The 18361-nt window shown below is 68.2% G+C and carries 7 protein-coding genes; 1 reads left to right on the forward strand and 6 read right to left on the reverse strand.

Translation table 11 applies throughout. The features are described 5' to 3' along the window. Positions 1 to 629: 629 nt before the first annotated feature. The 3 genes from E1285_RS02075 to E1285_RS02085 are packed head-to-tail and all read right to left on the reverse strand — an operon-like array spanning position 630 to position 9452. Positions 630 to 5597, reverse strand: a complete 4968-nt coding sequence (locus E1285_RS02075; protein ID WP_132147259.1) for a class I SAM-dependent DNA methyltransferase — start codon at positions 5595 to 5597, stop codon at positions 630 to 632. Then, entirely contained in the window at positions 5594 to 8371 is a 2778-nt protein-coding gene (locus E1285_RS02080) for a DEAD/DEAH box helicase (RefSeq protein ID WP_243722482.1), read from the reverse strand. The genes E1285_RS02075 and E1285_RS02080 overlap by 4 nt, the downstream gene beginning before the upstream one ends. 58 nt (positions 8372 to 8429) lie before the next feature. After that, complete coding sequence (locus tag E1285_RS02085; protein ID WP_165966417.1) at positions 8430 to 9452, reverse strand: serine/threonine-protein kinase; 1023 nt, start codon at positions 9450 to 9452, stop codon at positions 8430 to 8432. 621 nt (positions 9453 to 10073) lie between these two features. Here E1285_RS02085 and E1285_RS02090 point away from each other — a divergent pair. Beyond that, positions 10074 to 15536 carry a DUF3320 domain-containing protein gene (locus tag E1285_RS02090; RefSeq protein ID WP_132147265.1) on the forward strand — a complete coding sequence of 1821 codons (5463 nt, stop codon included), beginning with the start codon at positions 10074 to 10076 and terminating at the stop codon, positions 15534 to 15536. Between the two features lie 45 nt (positions 15537 to 15581). Here the strand turns inward: E1285_RS02090 and E1285_RS02095 are convergent, their stop codons facing one another. From E1285_RS02095 to E1285_RS02105, 3 genes are all read right to left on the reverse strand, one after another. Next, the gene (locus E1285_RS02095) at positions 15582 to 16559 is read right to left on the reverse strand and encodes an ankyrin repeat domain-containing protein (protein ID WP_132147268.1); all 978 of its coding nucleotides are present in this window, start codon (positions 16557 to 16559) and stop codon (positions 15582 to 15584) included. A gap of 173 nt (positions 16560 to 16732) precedes the next feature. Next, positions 16733 to 17323: a hypothetical protein gene (locus tag E1285_RS02100; protein ID WP_132147271.1), complete on the reverse strand. Its 591-nt coding sequence runs from the start codon at positions 17321 to 17323 to the stop codon at positions 16733 to 16735. Continuing rightward, entirely contained in the window at positions 17287 to 17799 is a 513-nt protein-coding gene (locus E1285_RS02105) for a hypothetical protein (protein WP_132147274.1), read from the reverse strand. The genes E1285_RS02100 and E1285_RS02105 overlap by 37 nt, the downstream gene beginning before the upstream one ends. Positions 17800 to 18361: the final 562 nt, after the last annotated feature.

Here is an 18361-nt window from a genome sequence, read left to right on the forward strand (position 1 = left end):
TGGCCATCGCCCTCGCCAACCTCATGGGCTGGACCAACATCGCCGCCGCCAACGACCACTACCGGGCACACCCCACCCACGCACTTCAACTACTCGATCTCACTACCTGAGAACGCATTAGCCCTGAGGAGCACTGGGACGACAATGGCGGCCGGGGCCTGCCGATCGTCGCGGCCCTCGCCGCCGAGTGCGGCCACACCCCCGACCCGTCCGGCGGCAAATGGGTCTGGGCCCGCCTCAAGCCCTGACCCCACGTTGAGTTGCGGCATGCCGCTCTGATGGAACCTCCCATCGAGGCGATATGGCGCAGGTCAACGTCCGACACCGCTCTGCGCGCGACTACCGAGGAGGCCGGAGGGCACTACAAAACGCCATCATGTGGACGAGCCCCAGCCGCCGGTCATCCACCGCTCAACCCTCACCCGCTCCAACGGGGACCGCGCCAACCATCTTGTCAGCCCTTGCAAAAGGAGCCAGAGAACCGATCCGCTGCGACTCAATGCTCAGCACCGCCACACACCCGCCTCACGCAGGTCACCGCGGCCCTTGTCGTGTGACCAGGACAAGCAATCCAGAGCGCGACGGCCGTGCATCGTGCTGACGCACCCCATCATTGAGGCGTCCACCCTCTATTTTGCGCGCTCCATACGATCCGAGAAAACAGCATATGCTTCCCGGTATTCAGCCTCTCGATCAGCCCTGTAGAAGGGTGCCTTGTACCCCGCAGGACCGCAACCTTGGTTCGGACTGTTCAAGTACTCCATTAGTTGGTCGTAGTCACTCTTAGCCTGACCGCATCCATACGCATGGTGATTAGCCGCAATTTTGCGGCCATCCATGTCGAACCAGGTTGCCGCCTCATAGTCCGACAGGATCGGATAACGCGAGCGATAGATCGCGATGAGTTGCTCCACCGAGAAGCCGAGCATTAGTGCTGATATGACGTCGATCTCGACGAGTGCTGCCCGCCGTGTACGTTCATTTCTCAAAGGAACCGATCTATCCCATCGGGACGTTGCAGTTTCGAGAGGTGACAACCCTGGCCAACTTGCAGCCCACGATTCGAACCGCCATTGCTCATCGTAAAGCTGGCTCCACAACGAGGCGAATGCGTCCGTGAGGCAGTTTAGGCGCAGCGTACGAAGTAGCAGCGCCATTGACAGCTGGTGTCTAGGGTCCACAGCTGGCATCGCGGCAGCCTCAGTGTGACCCACATCCGATTTACCTCTTACTCGCAAAAGGTAGTCGAGAGGAAGTGATGACCAGAAACCCGTCGTAAGCGCAGTTTCCAAGGGGGACTCCATGGCCATGCTGCGAATGCCATCCACATGAGCAGGACCGGGCGGCACAATAAAGGCGAATAGGCTGCGCTCTGTGTCAAACGGGATCATACGTCGCCAGGCATGACGATAATATGTGGTGCAGGGCTCTCCACCCCAAATATCCAATGCGGCCGTGTATTGTCGGGAATTTGACGTCCGACGATAGTTGGTCCGTGGAATTTGGTCATCTTTCAAGGTGACCAAATCGTAGGCGGCATAGTCTCTGTTTGTCCGACATGGAATCAATGGTCGCTTGGCCAGAGGCGTGGCAATGCTAATCATGGGCCCTTGAAGGACGACATCCGCCCACGATTCGGGGTCATAGGTCATCCAACGTAGCAGCCCTTCGCGCTTGGCCTTGCCTTCGTCGAATCCGATACTAGTGTAGCGAGTCGCACTACCGAGCCTGGTTTGCTGCCGAGCTAGAACGGACACCGCCTGCTGTTCTGCGGTGGTAACCGGCGATAGAAGTCTTGCAGTTGAGGCTGCACCTTCCGCCTCTCCAGCAAGCCGCGCGGATTCAGCAAGAACGCTGGGATCGACGCGAACCAGGCGATCGCGGTGGCCTCGCAAATCCCAGGTTCCCTTATTTTTAATGCCAGGGAGCTCACCGGATCCGTCGTGCGTCAGCGACTCGTTGAGAGTAGCTGGATCGAAAAGCCAGCTGATATTGACGAAGGATACTTCTTGCCTAACTCCGTAGATATGAATACCGAATTCGGTGTTGGCGTGAATCTCAGAGAAGATCTTCCGTCTATTGTGAAAATGGACATGAAATCGTAGATGTTGATACGCCTCCGCACGGAGCTGTCCCTCTTTTACTCCAGCGAAGTGGGTATCTGGATGCAACAGCCCCGCGATACCGCGAGGCGCAAGACTCCGCCAGGCGCGAATCATGAATGCTCTATAGAGGTTGGGACGTGTGCCAGCCAGCTGAGCAAATGTCGATATCAGGGAATAGAATTCAGCCACTCCACTGTGCTGAGCAAGTTCCTCCTTGATCCTGGCCATATTGTATTCGGTCGACAGAACCGCTCCCTTTCGCTGTCGCACCTCTTCTACATGAGCTTTATCGACTAGTTTGAACCAGGCATCGAACTCTGCGTAGACAGCATTTTCATCCCAGTCGGGTCGCACCCATGGAGGATTACCCACTTGAACGTCGAAGCCCCCCTTCGAGAAGACCTGGGCGAACTGGAGTTCCCAATGGAAGAAGCCTTGCTGGGCGGAAATGTCTTCGACTGTGCGGAGCCAGGGAAAGCGTTCGCTGAGCTTGAATTCGTTGTCCATGCCCGTCCAGGCAGGGAGCTGGTCTTCGTGTTCGCCCAACTCCCCCAAGGAGGCGAAATGGGCACCGAGGGAGTCTTCGGGGATGTCATCAGCGCCAAGGAGGGCCTCGGCGAAGTCGAGCCAGTCGTCCAGATTGGCGAGCGGGATCACTGAGCGGCGCTCGACGCGGGCGGGCTTGCGGGGTGACCTGGGGCGCGGCTTCGACTCGTTGATCGGGATCTGGACAGGGGTCTCTCCGAAGAGGGACGCTGCCTCCCAACTCTGCGGGAAACCGGCCGGATCGGGGTCCGGTGCCTCTACTTCGGCGGGTGTGGGCGGTGCGCTGTCGAGGACGTTGCCCTTCAACCGCTCGTAGATGCCGTCCGAGCCGTCCAGCAGGCCAGCCTTGTCGAGCGGCCAGAACCAGAGAGCGCACCACGCGTCCATCAACGTCTTGAGGCGCCAGAAGGGCGTCCCCGGCCACGTGAGATCGTCAAGGATCTGCTCGCGGGAGACGATCTCCTCCCCCGGTTCGCGGAGGTCGTCCGCTCCCCACACCTGGATACGGCGGCTGATGTCCTTCTCGGACAGCTCCAAGCGCTTAATAACCAGGTCCCACAGGTACTCCGCGCGGCGGGCTAGGCCCTGTAGGCGCTGGACCTGGGTGAGCTTCTGTCCCTGCTTCTTCTTCGTGGACGGGTCCTTGAGCATCCCCTTGCGCCAGTCACCGAGGCGCTTGGCGTCGTCGGGCGCAAGGTTCTTGGCTTCCTTCTCGCTCGCCACCGCTCCCCAGCCCTGGGCGGGCAGCAAGAAGTGATGGATGTGGCCGTCGGGGATCGGACCGTCGCGGAAAGGGTGGTCCGCAGGCGCGGTGGTGAGCCACGCCTTCTTCTTCAGATGGTGCGCCTCGTACAGGCGGCGGCTGGCGCCGATGAGCGAGTTGCCCCGGCGCAGGTGCAGGCCGAACCACGGAGCTTGTAGCCCCCGGTGCATGACGTTCAGCCACAGCGAGACTTCGGCCAGTTCGACGGCAGTCTCGTTGAGGTCCACCCCATACGAATTATGGAGCGCGATGTACGCCTTGACCTTCTGGAGTTCTTCCGTATAGCGGTCGGGTTCGAGGCTCTGGTTCTTCTCGGCCTGCCGTCGTTTCAAATACTCGGCGGCGACCTGGTTGATGGCCTCGTTGAGGAATGCGCCGGAGCCGAGGGCGGGTTCGCAGATCGTCCAGTCGAGGATCTCGCGGGCCTTGGTCGTCGTCCCGTCCTGGTCGAGACGCTCGCGAAGCGCCAACTGCACGGTGACCTGCGTCAGTGACTCGGGCGTGTAGTAGGACGCGCTGGTCTGGCGGTCGCGGCCGGCGAGCCGATAGACAAAGGCGCCGGGCTTGTAGCGGACGCGGTCCTCGGTCTTGATGCCGTTCTCGTCCACGCGGCGGACGAAGACGGCGTCCTCGTAGTCGTCGACCTTGGAGGCGGGGATCATCCAGGAGCCGTCCTTGGGGTCGCCGTTCTTGGCGACCTCGTACAGCTCCTCCTTCGCGATGAACCCCGTGTACGACATCAGCCCCTCGTACACCGCGCCGAGCTGGTTGATGCCGAGCTGCGCGTACGAGATGAAGCCGCCGCGTTCCTTGCGCTTGCCCTTGGCGAGCATGAGGAGGCGCAGCACTTTATACAGAGCCTCGTTGCGGAGGCGGGTGTCGATAGGGGTGGAGTCGGGTTCGTCCTCGTCCAGGTCGATCGCGGCCTTGCCGATGAGGCGGGTGCGGGCGGGGTCGAACAGGTCGGACTTGAGGGGTTCGAAGCGGAGTCCTTCACCGTCCGAGCCGAGGGTGAGGCCCGCGCCGCGCGGGTTGTGCCCTTCGTTGACCATGCGGAAAAGCAGGTCGAGCGACTCGTAGAGGTGGACGCTGCGGCGCGACTCCTCCGAGACCAGGTCGCGGACGATCAGGTCGCCGAGGCGGGCCATGCTGTAGCCCCTGACGTACGCCTCGTCGTCGGTGGGGAGGATGCCGAGTTCCGGGCGGGCCTCGGCATACAGCAGAAAGAGAATCCGGTAGAGGTAGCGGAGGGATTCGCGGCCGAGTTCCTTGGCGAAGGCCGCCGGTTCCATGACCTCTTCGGGGCGGACGCCTTGTTCCCGCATCCGAGTGAGGACCTCGTTGGCGATGATCTCGACGGATTCGCGGAGTCCTTCTCGCAGCTCCTTGGACACGCCGACGGCGTGCTGGCGGGAGCCGGAGAGCAGTTCGGCGAGGGGTTCGGCTCCGCCTTCCTCGGGCGGCAGCAGCGAGTCGGCGCTGAACAGGGCGGCGATCGTCTCGATCTCGCTGGACGCGGCGGTGCTGCGGCCGAGCGCGATGTCCAGGCTGACGGCGAGGTACCGTCCCTCACCCCAGGTCATCCGGTCGGCCAGGATGACCACGCCGCCCGCGAGGATCAGCACGTAGCGGGGCGGGTCGTCGGCGGCGAACAGCCAGGACGCGAGCTTGTCCCCGGTCCGGAGCATGTGCGGGTGGTCGAGTTCGACGGGGGTGAGGAGCCGTCCGGCGTCGGTGATGTCGAGGGCGGCGTCGACGTCCGGGGCCCATCCGCACTCGATCGCGATGACGCTGGGACGGTCGGCCGGCTCGGCGTGCGCGACGGCGACCTCGTACCGCTTGTCCGACCGCTCGACCGTCAGGACGCGCGGCTCGGCGTCGAAGCCCAGGGCGCGGAGGATGTCGCCGTGCAGCTCGTGGAGGGACTTCTTCCACTCCTCGATCTTCGGGATGTCCCTGCCCTCGCGGACGGTCTCCAGGGCGTCCGCGAAGATGGGACGGTCCTTGAAGTAGCTGCGCTTGAGACCGCGCAGGCCGGTGCGCGGGGTCGGCTGCCCGTCCTTCTCGGTCTCGGCCCAGCGGGCGAGCAGCCCGTCCTTCTTCTTCAGGTCCTTGGGGAGGACCTCGGCCAGGTAGTGGGCCGAGAAGTAGTCGCCGCGGTTGACGATCGAGTCATACGTCATGCGTCCCCCTCAAGGACGGCGAGGATGCGCAGCAGCGGCTCCCCCGTCGTCTCCATGCTCTGGAGCAACCGCTTCTGGTCGGCGACGGTGTCGTTCACTTGCCCCCGCTTCTTCGCGCCGTGCGACGTCCCGTCCAGGCTCTTCAAACTCTCGCGCTCCCACAGTTCGAGCTGCCCGTCGTACTCCCGGAGGGGCCGCGCCACCTCGTCGTCGTGCCGGTCGCGCTGCTCGTCCAGGTGGCGGCGCGCGGCGTGGATCGCCGGCTCGATGAGAGGGGTGAGTCCTTCGATGTCGGGTGCCCGGCTGGTGTTGATCATCGTGGGACCGACCCCGGCCTCGGTGAGGACCTCGGTCATGTCGCGGACGACCGGCGCGCCGGGCAGGCCGCTGATCGCCATCCAGTCGACCACCGTCGGCTGACCGAGCGCGTTGGAGTAGATGCCCTGGACGAGGAACGTCGGCTCGTCCACCTTCGCGGAGATGACGGGCGCCTGCCGCCGGACGAGCTGCACCTGCACCTTGTCCACCAGCCACTCGACCATCGGATGGAGGTCGGACAGGTAGGCGATGTCCGGCCACATGGTCTTGGTGCGGCGGGCCTCGTCCAGCTTGCGCTGCGCGAGGTCGTGGTCGAAGGTGACCTTCATCCGCTCGGTGATCTTGTGGGTGCGCAGGTAGGACGCCGGCAGGGCGGACAGCCGATGGACGAGGTCGGAGGGCGGCGCGAAGGCGAGCAGCCCGCCGTCGTCATCGACGCGCAGGCCGGGGCAGACGGTGCGCAGCGCCTCCCGGACGAACTCCTCCGTCGACCCGAACAGCTTCGGGACGCGGGCCCGCCTGACCTCCGCGCGTGCCTCGCCCTGCTCCACCGCGCCGAACAGCTCGGCCATGAAGTCGACGGGCGGCGCCTCCGCTAGGGACTCCTCGACCGACTTGCCCTTGAGGAGGTCCTTGATGAGTCGATCTTCTTCCTTCTTCGCCGTGAACTCGCGGGTGACCGCTTCTGCCGTGCCGATGTTGCGGTGGGCGTCTTCCTCGCGCCTCAGCAGCTTCTCGGCGACGGTCGTGTCGTCCAGCGCGCCCTCGGTCTCCGAGGTCAGGACGATCGCGCGGAACTGCGGCTCGTGCTCCTGCCCGTACCGGTCGATGCGGCCGTTGCGCTGCTCGATCCGGATCAGGCTCCACGGCAGGTCGTAGTGGATCATGTGGTGGCACTGGCGGTGCAGGTTCACGCCCTCGGACGCCACGTCCCCGGTGAACAGCAGCCGGACCTTGCTGTCGGCAAGGGAAAAGGCCTCGACGATCTCCTGCTGGCGCTGGTCGGAGAAGCCGCCGTGCATGATCTGCACCTGGTCGGGGGTGAGTCCCAGCTCCGCGGGGACGGTCCGGGCCAGCCATTCGAGGGTCGGGATGCTCTCGGAGAACACGACGGCGCGCACCGAGCCCTTGGCCTTCACGCCGATGTTCTTCAACTCGTCCACGAGGGCCCTGAGCTTGGCGGAGTCCGCGTCGCCCATCTGCTCGACGAGGAAGGCCAGGTTGTTGAGCGCCTCGGTCTCGCGCGGCTCGGTGGCGTTCTTCAGCCGCTTCGCGACCGTCGAACCGAGCGCAACATGCGACGACAGGAACGCCTTGGCGAGCGTGTAGGGGACGAGGCGGCGGTCGCTGTCGACCACCGAGCCGCCGGGGCGGTCCGGGCCGGGCAGCCAGACCTCGGCCAGCTCGGCGAAGATCGCCTCCTCCTTGGGCGTGGCGGGCGTGCGCAGCGAGATCGACGGGCCCCGGTCGGGCCACCGGCCGCGGATCCGGTCGCGGACCTCGTCGCTGATCTTCGTCCGGCGGATGTAGAGGTGGTCGATGTCGGACGCCGAGTACCGCTTCGGGTTCGCGATGGCGGCCGGGTCGAGCAGCCCGATCAGCTCCGCGAACGACTCGGGGTCGCCGTTGTGCGGGGTCGCGCTCGCCAGCAGCAGCGCGTCGGTGTGCTTGGACAGGAGGCGGGCCAGCTTGTTGTTGAGGGTGTCCTTGTTGATGACGTTGTGGGACTCGTCGATGACGACGGCGTCCCAATGCATGTTCTCCAGGTGCTGCCCGTACTTGCCCTGGTTCTTGAGGGTGTCACCGGAGACGATGACGCGCTTGTAGTACAGGAACGGGTTCCGCCCCGCCGGGATGTCGCGCTGGATCCGCTCGATGCCGACCGAGTCGAGCCGGACGAGCGGGATCGCGAACCGCGTCCACAACTCGTGCTGGAACTGCTCCAGGACCTGCTGCGGCGTCACGACGAGGATGCGCTCGCCGCGTCCCCTGCGGATCAGCTCCGCCAGGATCAGACCGATTTCGAGGGTCTTGCCGAGACCGACGACGTCGGCGAGGAGGATGCGGGGACGCAGGCCCTTGAGCGCCAGCTCCGCCGGGCGCTGCTGGTAGAGGAGCGGGTCGAGGAGGAACCGGTCGGCCAGCGCCAGGCCCCGCTCGGACTGCGGGAGCGGCGTGCGGCGCAGCACCGACTCCAGGTAGAGGCGGCTGCGCGCGAACGCGGAGGACGTGTCGGCGACGAGCTGGGTGTCCTCGGGACGGAGCTGGACGACGTCGTCGATCCTGGTGAAGAAGACCGCGTCCTCGTCCCGCACGAACTCCGAGACCCCGACGGCTGTGATCTTGTTGCCGTCGCGGGGCGTGGGGGTGCAGGTGCGCACCATCCACTCCGCGTCGCGGACCTCGATGCGCGCACCCGGCGCGTACGGGGTCCCGGTGTCTGCGGAGGAGGTCACTCGGCGGGCTCCTTACTGGGTCGTTCACGGGTCTGGGGGTGGCGGCGCGGGCGGACGGTCAGAGTCTCGCGCCCGGCGCGTAGGCGAGGGCCAGCCGGTCCGCGAGCGAGGCGACGACCGGGCGGGGCGCCGAACGCTCCCGATGCCGCGGACGGGCGGGACGCCGGGGCGGCTCGATGTCGGACGGCGGATCGTCCGGCCGCTCCACGTAGGTGAGCGTCGCGAAATGGACGCGGGCGTCGCGGACCGACAGACCGGCGGCGTCCAGGACGCCGCGGAACTCGGCGGACGCGTCCGCCGGGGTCGGCCGGGACTCCGGGGCGTGCGCCAGCATCGCCTCGATCACCGGCGCCAGCGACGCGGGCAGGCCCGACACGTCCGGGCCCTTGTCGGGGTTCGCGATCGCGAAGTACAGGGCGTGCTCGTTCTTGTGCCCGTACGGGTAGTTCTTGGTCAGCGCGTAGAGCAGCGTGGCGCCCGTCGAGTACACGTCGGCCGCCGGCGTGAGGTCCTTCGCCGACTCGACCTGCTCGGGCGGCATGAACACGGGTGTGCCGAGGCGCATGCCCGTCCGGGTGAGGCTCTCCTCCGCCTCCACCAGGTCGACGAGGCCGAAGTCGATGACCTTCGCGCCGTCCGGGCCGAGCAGGATGTTGCCGGGCTTGAGGTCGCGGTGCAGGATCCGGGCGGCGTGGATGCCGGTGAGCGCCTCCGCCAGCATCACTCCCAGCGCCGCGCCCATCTCGGCGGTGAGCGCGGGGCGCCCCGCCAGGTAGTCCTTGAGCGTCTCGCCGCGGACGTACTCCATGGCCAGCCACGGCTTGCCGGCGCCTGGTTCGGAGGCGGCCACGAGACCGGCGACGCGCGGGCCCTGGACCATGCCCATCGCGAGCACCTCGCGGTCGAAGCGCTCGCGCATGTCAGGCTGGCCGGCCAGGCCGTCCCGGATCACCTTGACCGCGACCTGCTCGGCGTCCGGGGTCACCCCGAAGTAGACGACGCCCATGCCGCCCTGGCCGAGCCTGCCGTGCAGCTCGACGCCGCCGATCGTCCGGGGATCGGACGGTTCGAGCGGCTTCATCGGCACCCGCCTTCCCAGGACGGCACTGACCAGGGTCGTCCGGCCGGACGACCGGCCGGGGAGCCAGGATAGGCGGGCGCGCGAGGCGGCGACGCCGTTACCCGCCAGTCGCCGGGCGGTGACGGTGCGGCATCGCGGACCAGCCCTTCGGGGCGCAGCGGGTGAGCGCACCTCTTGACTCGGCATTGCCCCAGGTGGAAGGGGTGCGAGGAGTGGAGGGCCCTGGTCAGCGCGCCTCGGGCAGAGATGCTTTGCGTGGTGCTTGACACGCCTGGCCGAATTCGGACACATTCTCCGGTCAACCGGGGCGGCGCCGGAACGCCTCGGGAGGTGGTCGTCCGGATTCACGGCACCACCTCCTGAAACGGCCGGGCGATTCGAGAAGACACCTTATACTCACCGGGACTCTAAACACATAGTCTGTTGGTCGATCAAGTTCACGGATCCGATGTGGCCGATGGCCGCCAACGGACAACCGGTGAGCCGAGCAGGGCGTCCCACTGTGCACATCGCTCTCGCCGTCCTCCTCCGGACCCGTCTACACAGGATGTGCAGTGTCAGAATCGCTCTGGTACCTGGCTGAGACCTCACCGACGGGTCTCGTCCGGAGGGGGTAGGTCGATGGCGGACTCGGTGATGGACGAAATGCCGCGCGCATCGCTGCGGAACGTGCTGGGCAAGTGGCGCGACAACCTGATCGATCTGACCGGCCGGAACCGGCTGCTGAACTTCCGGCACACCCGCACGGCCACGCTCGCCATCCGGTCACCGCAGGCGGGCGCGCTGCTGGTCGACCTCGACTCGGGCCTGCGGTTCGCGGAGCTTCCCGAGGACGACGCCGACCACGAGGGGCTGGTCACGCTCTCGGACGCCAGCGGGATCGTCACGCAGAAGAACACCCGGATCGCACTCGACGCCGCGCTCCGCAAGCTCTACCGCGACTCCAACCAGATGTTCAACGACACCGGCCTGTGGACCCTCCAGCTCGGGACGGCGTTCCTCAAGTGGCGCGAGCCCGGCGCGGAAGGCTTCAGCCTGGCGCCGCTGCTGCTCGTCCCGGTGCGGCTCGACCGGCTCGGCCCCGGCGTGTTCAGGCTGGTCACAGAGCAGAGCGAGGACGCCGTTCCCAACCCGGCGCTCGCCGTCAAGATGGGGCAGCTCGGCCTCGACTGGCCCGACCCCGACAGTATGAAGGACCTCCACGGCACCCTCTCCGCCGTGCGCGCCGCCGTCGCGGAACACCCGGACTGGGAGGTCAACGACGACGTCGTGCTCGCCACCTTCCGCGCCCACAAGGAGGCGATGTACCGGGACCTGCTCGACCACGAGGACCAGATCCTGGCCCATCCCCTGGTACAGGCCATCGGGCTCGGCGAGGCCGCGCGCCTGCCCGAGGACGAGCTGTACTTCGAACCCGCCGACGCCGACAGGATCGACGAACTCCAGCCTCCCGAGCTGACGCCCCTCGTCCTGGACGCCGACTCGTCGCAGCGTCAATGCGTCGCGGCGGCGCTCGACGGCCGGTCGTTCATCATGGACGGCCCGCCCGGCACCGGAAAGAGCCAGACGATCGCGAACATGATCGCGGCGCTCATGCATCAGGGCCGCAGTGTCCTCTTCGTCAGCGAGAAGGCGGCCGCGCTGGACGTGGTCCGCAACCGACTGGACTCCGTGGGGCTCGGGGCCTTCGTCCTGGCGCTGCACAGCCACCACGCGAGCCGCAAGGAGGTCGCGAAGACGCTGGGAAACGCCCTCGCGCAGCGTCCCAAGGCCGTCAGCTCCGGCGCGGACGAGGACCGGCAACGCCTCCTGCGCACCCGCCAGGAACTCTCCGCCTACGCGGCGGCGATGAACGAGACCCGGCCACCGCTCGGCCTGACACTCCACGACGTGATCGGGCGGCTCAGCGCACTGGCCGATGTGCCGCCGCTGCCGACCGCGCTGCCGGACGGCCTGACCGCAGGCGGGCTCCAGGACGTCCGCGCCGCCGCGGAGAGACTCGGCGACGCGTGGCGTCCCGTCTCCGACGGTTCCGGCTTCGCGTGGCGGGACCTCACCGGGAGCGGTCAGCCGCAGCCGCGCCTGCAACTTCTGCGCGAGGCCGCCGACGCGCTCCAGCGCCGCCTCGCCGCACACGATGACCTCACCGGGCCGCTGGGCCTTACCGAACTCGGCGCCACCGAGCGGCTGCTCGCCCTGCTCGACGCCACGGCCGCCCGTCCCGACGTCCCGGAGGCGTGGCTCACCGCCCCCGGGCTGCCGGCGCTGCGAGCCGAGGTGTCGGAGTTCGTCACCCGGCTCGGCGCACTGCGCGCCTCGACCGCCGCCGTCGCTGCAGAGGTCGGACCGGGATGGGACCACCTGCCACCCGGCATCGACACCGAGCCGTCCTCCGAGGAGACGGCGCTGGCCGGGCTGGCGACGGAGGGACTCGACCTGCCGGGGCTCACCGAGGAGTGGCTCCGCGGACTCGGCGTCGACTTCCGGGACCAGGCGGCGATGCTGCGCGACGCCCAGGCGTCCCTGGCCGACATCGCCGCCGTCTACGGGATGCCCGCACCGGTCACCGTCGAGCAAGCCCTCGCCCTCTGCCGGCTGACCGAGTTCGCGCGATGGCCGCACCGCCCCGAAGCGGACTGGCTGACGAGCGACCGCAGGTCCGCCGCCATCCTCGCAGCCGCCAATCTCGAAGGCCGCGTGAACGTCCTCGTCCAGGCCAGAGCCGCGGCGGCCCAGGTGTTCACCGAGAACATCTTCACCGTTCCCGACTTTCCCGGCCTCGTCCGGCGGTTCGGCGAGACCTCCGCGCTCGGGAAGCTGTCCGGCGCCCATCGTGGCGACAAGCGGCTGCTCGCCGGACTGACCGTGTCGGGTGAATGGACCAAGGAGGCCGCCGAACGGCTTCCACAGGCACTCGCCTGGTACGACGCCGCCACGGCACTGCATCAGGCGGCCGCGTCCCAGAGCCCGCTCCTCGGACGTTACTGGCAGGGCGAGCACACCGACTTCCGGCTCGTCCACGGGCTGCTGGAGGGCGCCGAGGAGATGGGCCGGCTCACCGCGGGACTGAACTCCCCGTCCGCTCTCGCGGAGCAGGTCAGCGCCGGCGGACGGCCGGACGCGGGCGCCTGCGCCGCCGCCGACCACGTCCGCGAGCGGCTCGACCGGTGGCGGCGGACGCTCGTCCCGGCGCCGCGGCCCGGCGGACGTCCGAGGCTCGCGGCCGGGACCCTCGCCGACGCCGCCGCCTGGTACTCGGCCCACCTCGGGCCGCTGGCCGCCGCCGCCGAGCTGATCGCCGAGGTGCGGCCGGTGCTCGGGGCCCCGGCGGCCCTCACCCTTGGGCAGGCGCGCGGCATCGCCGCCCGGGTGGAGGCGGTGCGTGCCGAACGCGAGGCGTTCCTGGCTCAGAGGGCTCGGTACGAGCGGTTGCTGGGTGCTCTCTACGCGGGACTGGAAACCGACACGACCGGACTCTCCGGCGCACTCGAATGGGCCGCAGGTGTCCGGGCGCCGGACGAGCCCCTGCCCGAACAGGCCGCCCGCGCGCTGCTCGCCGCCCGTCCCGACGAGGAACTGCGCAGGGTGTGGACCGAGTTCCGCGCCGCCGTCACCGACTTCGCCCAGCTGTTCGGCACCGCACGGCGGTCCGACCTGCACGCCCGGCTCACCGGCACCGCCGCGGCGTTCGACGAACTCACCGGCCTGCTCGCCGCCGACCGGTCCGGCCCCGAGGAGTGGCGCTCCTTCCACGAAGCCCGCGACACCCTGCGCCGGCACGGGCTCGACGGGCTGGTCGGCCGGGCCGCCGAGAAGGGACTGGACGGCGCCGACTTCCCGCGGGCCGTCGAACGGGCCGTCCTCGAAGCCTGGGCCGAGCAGGTCATGGGCGGCGACTCCCGCCTCACCCCCGTCCGGGCGGTCGAACGGGACAAGCTCGTCGAACGGTTCCGCGACCTCGACCGGGCCCTGGTGGCCAACGCCCACGCGCAGGTGATCGAGGCGTGCAACGCGCGCCGTCCCCGGCCCAACGTCGGGCAGGCCGCCGTCATCCAGCGGGAGGCCGAGAAGAAGGGCAGGCACATGCCCGTGCGGACGCTGCTCGACAGGACCTCCGACATCGTCCCGCTTGTGAAACCGTGCCTGATGATGAGCCCGCTGACGGTCAGCCAGTTCCTGCCGCCCGGATACCGCTTCGACGTCGTCATCTTCGACGAGGCGTCCCAAGTGCTCCCCCAGGACGCCGTCAACTGCGTCTACCGGGGCGGCTCGCTCATCGTGGCGGGCGACCAGAAGCAGCTGCCGCCGACCGACTTCTTCGCCCAGACCGACGACTCCGACGACGACGAGTACGACGAGGACGTCCCCGACTCCTTCGACTCGCTCCTCGACATGTGCAAGGGCAGCGGCCTCATCCGGAGCCTGCCGCTGTCCTGGCACTACCGGAGCCGTCACGAGGGACTCATCGCGTTCAGCAACCGCCGGTTCTACGGCGGCGGCCTGGTGACGTTCCCCGGTGCGTTCGAGTCCGGCGATGACGTCGGCGTCACGTTCACCAAGGTGCCGGGTGTCTACGAACGGGGACGCAGCCGCCGCAACCCGATCGAGGCGGACGCCGTCGCCGAACGCGTCCTGCACCACTACCGGACGCGGCCGAACCTCAGCCTCGGCGTCGTGGCGATGTCGGACGCGCAGGCGCACGCCATCGAAGAGGCCGTGGAACGGGCCCGGGACGGCCATCCCGAGCTGGAGCCGTTCTTCTCCGAGGACCGGCTCAACGGGTTCTTCGTCAAGAACCTGGAGACCGTCCAAGGCGACGAGCGGGACGTCGTCATCATCTCGGTGGGGTACGGGCCCGGTCCCGACGGGCGGCTCACCATGGCGTTCGGCCCCCTCAACCGGGAGAACGGCTGGCGGCGCCTCAACGTCGCCGTGACCCGCGCCCGGCACCGCGTCGAAGTCATCTCGTCGATATCCGGCTCCGACATCAAGGAGGGCACCAACAGGAGCCGCGAGCATTTCAAAAAGTACCTCGACTACGCCGAGCGCGGGCCCGCCGTTCTGGAGCAGGGGCCGATCGCCGACGACGCGGCGCCCGAGAGCCCGTTCGAGGAATCCGTGCTGGACGTCCTGGCGGACCGGGGCTACGACGTCCAGCCGCAGGTCGGCGTGGGCGGCTACCGGATCGACATGGCGGTACGCCATCCCGCCATGCCGGGGCGGTTCGCGCTGGGCATCGAATGCGACGGGGCGATGTACCACTCGTCCAAGGCCGCGAGGGACCGCGACCGCCTGCGGGAAGAGGTGCTGAGCGGGCTCGGCTGGGAGCTGCACCGCATCTGGGGCACCGACTGGTACCGCAACCGTCCGGAAGCGGAGACCCGGCTGCGGCAAGCCGTCGAATCGGCCATCGCCGCGATGGCCGAGGAGCCCGAACCCGACGACGATGAAGGCCCGATCGTGGTCGTCCCCGAGCCGCCCTCCGCGGCCGAGCCGCCCCGGGTGACCATGGAATCCGCCGACGATGGGCAGCCCCGCGACTGGGCCGCGCGCTACCGCCGCGCACGCGTCGAAGGGCACCTCTACTACTACGAGATGCACGAGCCGGAATCACTCGGCCTGCTCCAGCGGCTCTTCCGCGAGACCCTAGAAGCCGAGGCGCCCGTTCAACGCGAACTCCTCTACCGGAGGGCGGCGACGGTATGGGGCATCGAACGGATCGGCTCGCGCATCCGCGCCAACCTCGACAGGGCGCTCGACGGCCTGCTCGGGGCCGACCGCGACGTCGAACAGGACGGCGACACCATCACCCTGCGGGACCGCCCGGTCATCCCGCGCGAGCCCGGAGACGGAGTGGCCCGGAAGGTCGCCGAGGTGCCTCCCGCGGAGCGGCGGATGGCCCTGCTCGAGATCATCGCCGAATCCCCCGGCATGAACGAGACCGAGCTGACCACCCACACCGCCCGGTTCTTCGGCTGGAATCGCCGCGGCTCCGACATCGCACGCGCATTCGAGCAGGACCTGCTGGAACTCAAGGAGGAGGGCCGGATCGACGGCCTGCCGGACCGCATCGTCCTGGGCTGAGCGGCCTCTCGCCCGCCGGTACGCGGTCCTGCGCGTGCTGGAGAGTCATGGGGAGCCGGACGCGCCGAGCCTGATCCAGGCGTCCGGGGCCTCCAGGCAGTCCATCGAGTCGGGACGCAGGCCCGCGTACACCAGGCAGTGCACGATGGCGCTGCCGCGCGAGGCGAAAGCCGCCAGAACGTCGCGGGCGGTGGCGTCGGAGTCCGGGTCGTAGCCGGGGTGCAGGTCCCAATTGATCAGCTTGCCGTTCTCGGCGATGCTTCCCTGGTTGCCGCTCTTGGGGTTGGCATACAGGCCGCAGGCGAACGTTCCCGGCGTCACCGCTTCCATGACTTCGCGGGCGCGGTACGCCCAAGGCTGGGCGATCACGCAACCGCCGGGAACGTCGGTGAAACCGAGGACATCCATATCGCCGCAGAAGTCCAACTCGTACCACGGAACGTCGTCGCTCACGACGATGACCTCGCCGACGTTCAACCGTTGCAGCGCCTGCACGGCCGTGAGGTCCGCCACGCACGCCACCGAGAACCCGTCGTAGGGGATGCCGGAGAACACCTCGGCCAACTCCGGCCCGCTCTCGGCCATCGCACGTTCCCGCGGCGTGAGCATCTGCCCCTGGGGAACCTCGAAGAAGTCATCGAGCGAGGCCGCCAGGCCGAGCCTTCCCGGCGACCAGCCGTCCATCATCGGCAGCCACGGGTCCGCGCCCGATTCCATCAGCACCAGGACGTTGTCGTCGCGGTGGTGATAGACGGCGTTCCACAGGGCACTGCGGCCCTGGCAGAGAGCATCGACGTCGCGGGCGCGGCTCGCCAGCTCGAACACCACCTCCGGCGAGCCCTCCTGCGCGGCGACGTGCAGCGGGGTTTTGTACTGCCACAGTTCACCGCAGGGATCGGCCCCGGCGTCCAAGCGCCGGCGGAACTCATCCAGATCGGCGAAGTCGCCGTGGACGATGCCCGACCAGTCCGCCTGAGGGCCGGTCATCGCGGGGTGGTCCGGGCTTCCGGGGGTCGAGTTCATTCCCAGAACCTAACGTCAGGTCGCGACATTCTTCGGGTATGCGGCAGGACGGTCGGCCGCCGCTCGGCGCACGGTCCTTTCGGCGCGTGCGGCCCAGTGCGGCGACCGTCGTGGGCGCCGCGAGCTAGGCGTATCCGACCAGGTGACAGACTGCGATGCCGCCCGGCAGTGGGCTATTCCTTGACGGGCTTGCCGTCCTGGTCGAGGCGGGTGTGGCCGAGTGGCTTCACGTTCGGGCGGTTCGGTAGCGGCTGGTCGTAGAGCAGCACGTTGATTCCCAGCCCGGCCGTGTACTCGACGTAGGAGTTGGTCGTCGCGTCGATGCCGTAGTAGCGGCTGCAGTCGCCCTGGCCGTAGTACACGCCGTCGACGGCCGGGGCCTTGCGCACGACGCCCGCGTCACCGGTGCCGCTGACCTTGTCCGGGGGCGTGAGGCTGACGCAGTACGGCACCGGCAGGCCCTTGAACACGTAGTAGCCGAGCAGGTCACCGTCGCCGTTCTGCAGGTAGACGTAACTCAGCTTCCCGGGCTTGCTCCAGGTTTTGATCCAGTAGTTGGCCGTGTTCCGGGTCGGCGAGTAGCTCATGGTCTGGCTCGGCTGCTGCGCCACCAGTCGTGAATACCCGCCCGTGGTGCGGTCCTGCTCCTTGTCGTCGGCGCCTTCCGTGCAGCCGGCGAGGACGGCCATGGCCACGCCCGCGAGGGCCAGCAGGACGAGGAAGCGCCTCAGGTCCGCGCGGGTGATGGTGAACTCGACGTGCACGATGTCTCCTTGGTGCTCGGACTGAGGCGGTACGGCAGTCCCGAACTCCGGAACCGGCCCTCGGTGTGCTTCTTCGCGGCATCCGCGTTGTACTGGTTGATGTTCGCGGCCCGGTTGTTCTCCAGCGCCGTGATCGACGCGTTGATCTGCAAGGCGCGCTCTTCGGTGGGCTTCGGTTCCGACGCCAGCTCGCGCCGCAGGTTCCTCAGCGACGCCTCGTCGGACTGCACCTGGGCGCACAGGTCATGGAAATGGTCGTAGGCGGCGATCCGGTAGTCCCCGCTTCCCTCGACCGACTCCCGCTGCTCGGCCGCGCCGCGCCACGGCGCCGTGGTCTTGGAGAAGAGGCCCCAGCCGAACACGTACATGACGCTGAGGACGAGGACGACGACGATCGCCACGACACCGGTCTTGAGGACGATGCCACCGTGGCGGACCGCGTCCCTGAGGGTGTATTCGAGATCGTCGTCGGACATGCGCAGTCCCTTCGTCGTCGTTGCTGAGCAGCCGAGGCGCCATCGGTTGAGCCGCGGCCGAACCCCTCCGGGGCGGCCGTCATGCCACTCCGGCGGTCTGGGCTACGAACCTCGGATCTTTGCGGGGGGCGGGTTCGTCGACGGCGCGCAGGCCCGACGGGAAGCGGCGATGAGGGCGGGAGGCTGAGACCGAGGCTGCTCGGGGTCCTGCAACGGGCGGGGGCGGCGGGGCACGCATGAACGATAGCCCCGGCGGCGGGGGCCGCGGGGCCCATTCTCACCGGAAAGTCAGCATATGCTCACTCTTGGCGAAGAGCTTGGTGATCTCGGCTGCGAACCGCGTCCCAGCCCTTCGCCGGACACCGGGGAGCTCGCAGTGCGGGCGGCGCTCGGGCTCGCGGTGGCGCTGTGACGCCACCGAATGCGCCCGACGTCTGGGCGTCAGCGTGGAGCGGTTCAAGCGGGCGGCGACCGCGGCGAGGCTGATGCCGGTCGCCGAAGAAGACGTCCACCGATACGGAAGAGTCCTGCACATTCTCTACTACCGGGCGGGTGATCTGGA

The organism is Actinomadura sp. 7K507, from assembly GCF_004348425.1.
Taxonomy (GTDB): Bacteria; Actinomycetota; Actinomycetes; order Streptosporangiales; family Streptosporangiaceae; genus Spirillospora.

Excerpts from the sequence above, each read along its gene's own strand:
- E1285_RS02090 (WP_132147265.1), top strand. The coding sequence starts at position 10,074 with ATGGCGGACTCGGTGATGGACGAAATGCCGCGCGCATCGCTGCGGAAC.
- E1285_RS02095 (WP_132147268.1), bottom strand. The coding sequence starts at position 16,559 with ATGAACTCGACCCCCGGAAGCCCGGACCACCCCGCGATGACCGGCCCT.
- E1285_RS02085 (WP_165966417.1), bottom strand. The coding sequence starts at position 9,452 with ATGAAGCCGCTCGAACCGTCCGATCCCCGGACGATCGGCGGCGTCGAG.
- E1285_RS02075 (WP_132147259.1), bottom strand. The coding sequence starts at position 5,597 with ATGACGTATGACTCGATCGTCAACCGCGGCGACTACTTCTCGGCCCAC.
- E1285_RS02105 (WP_132147274.1), bottom strand. The coding sequence starts at position 17,799 with ATGTCCGACGACGATCTCGAATACACCCTCAGGGACGCGGTCCGCCAC.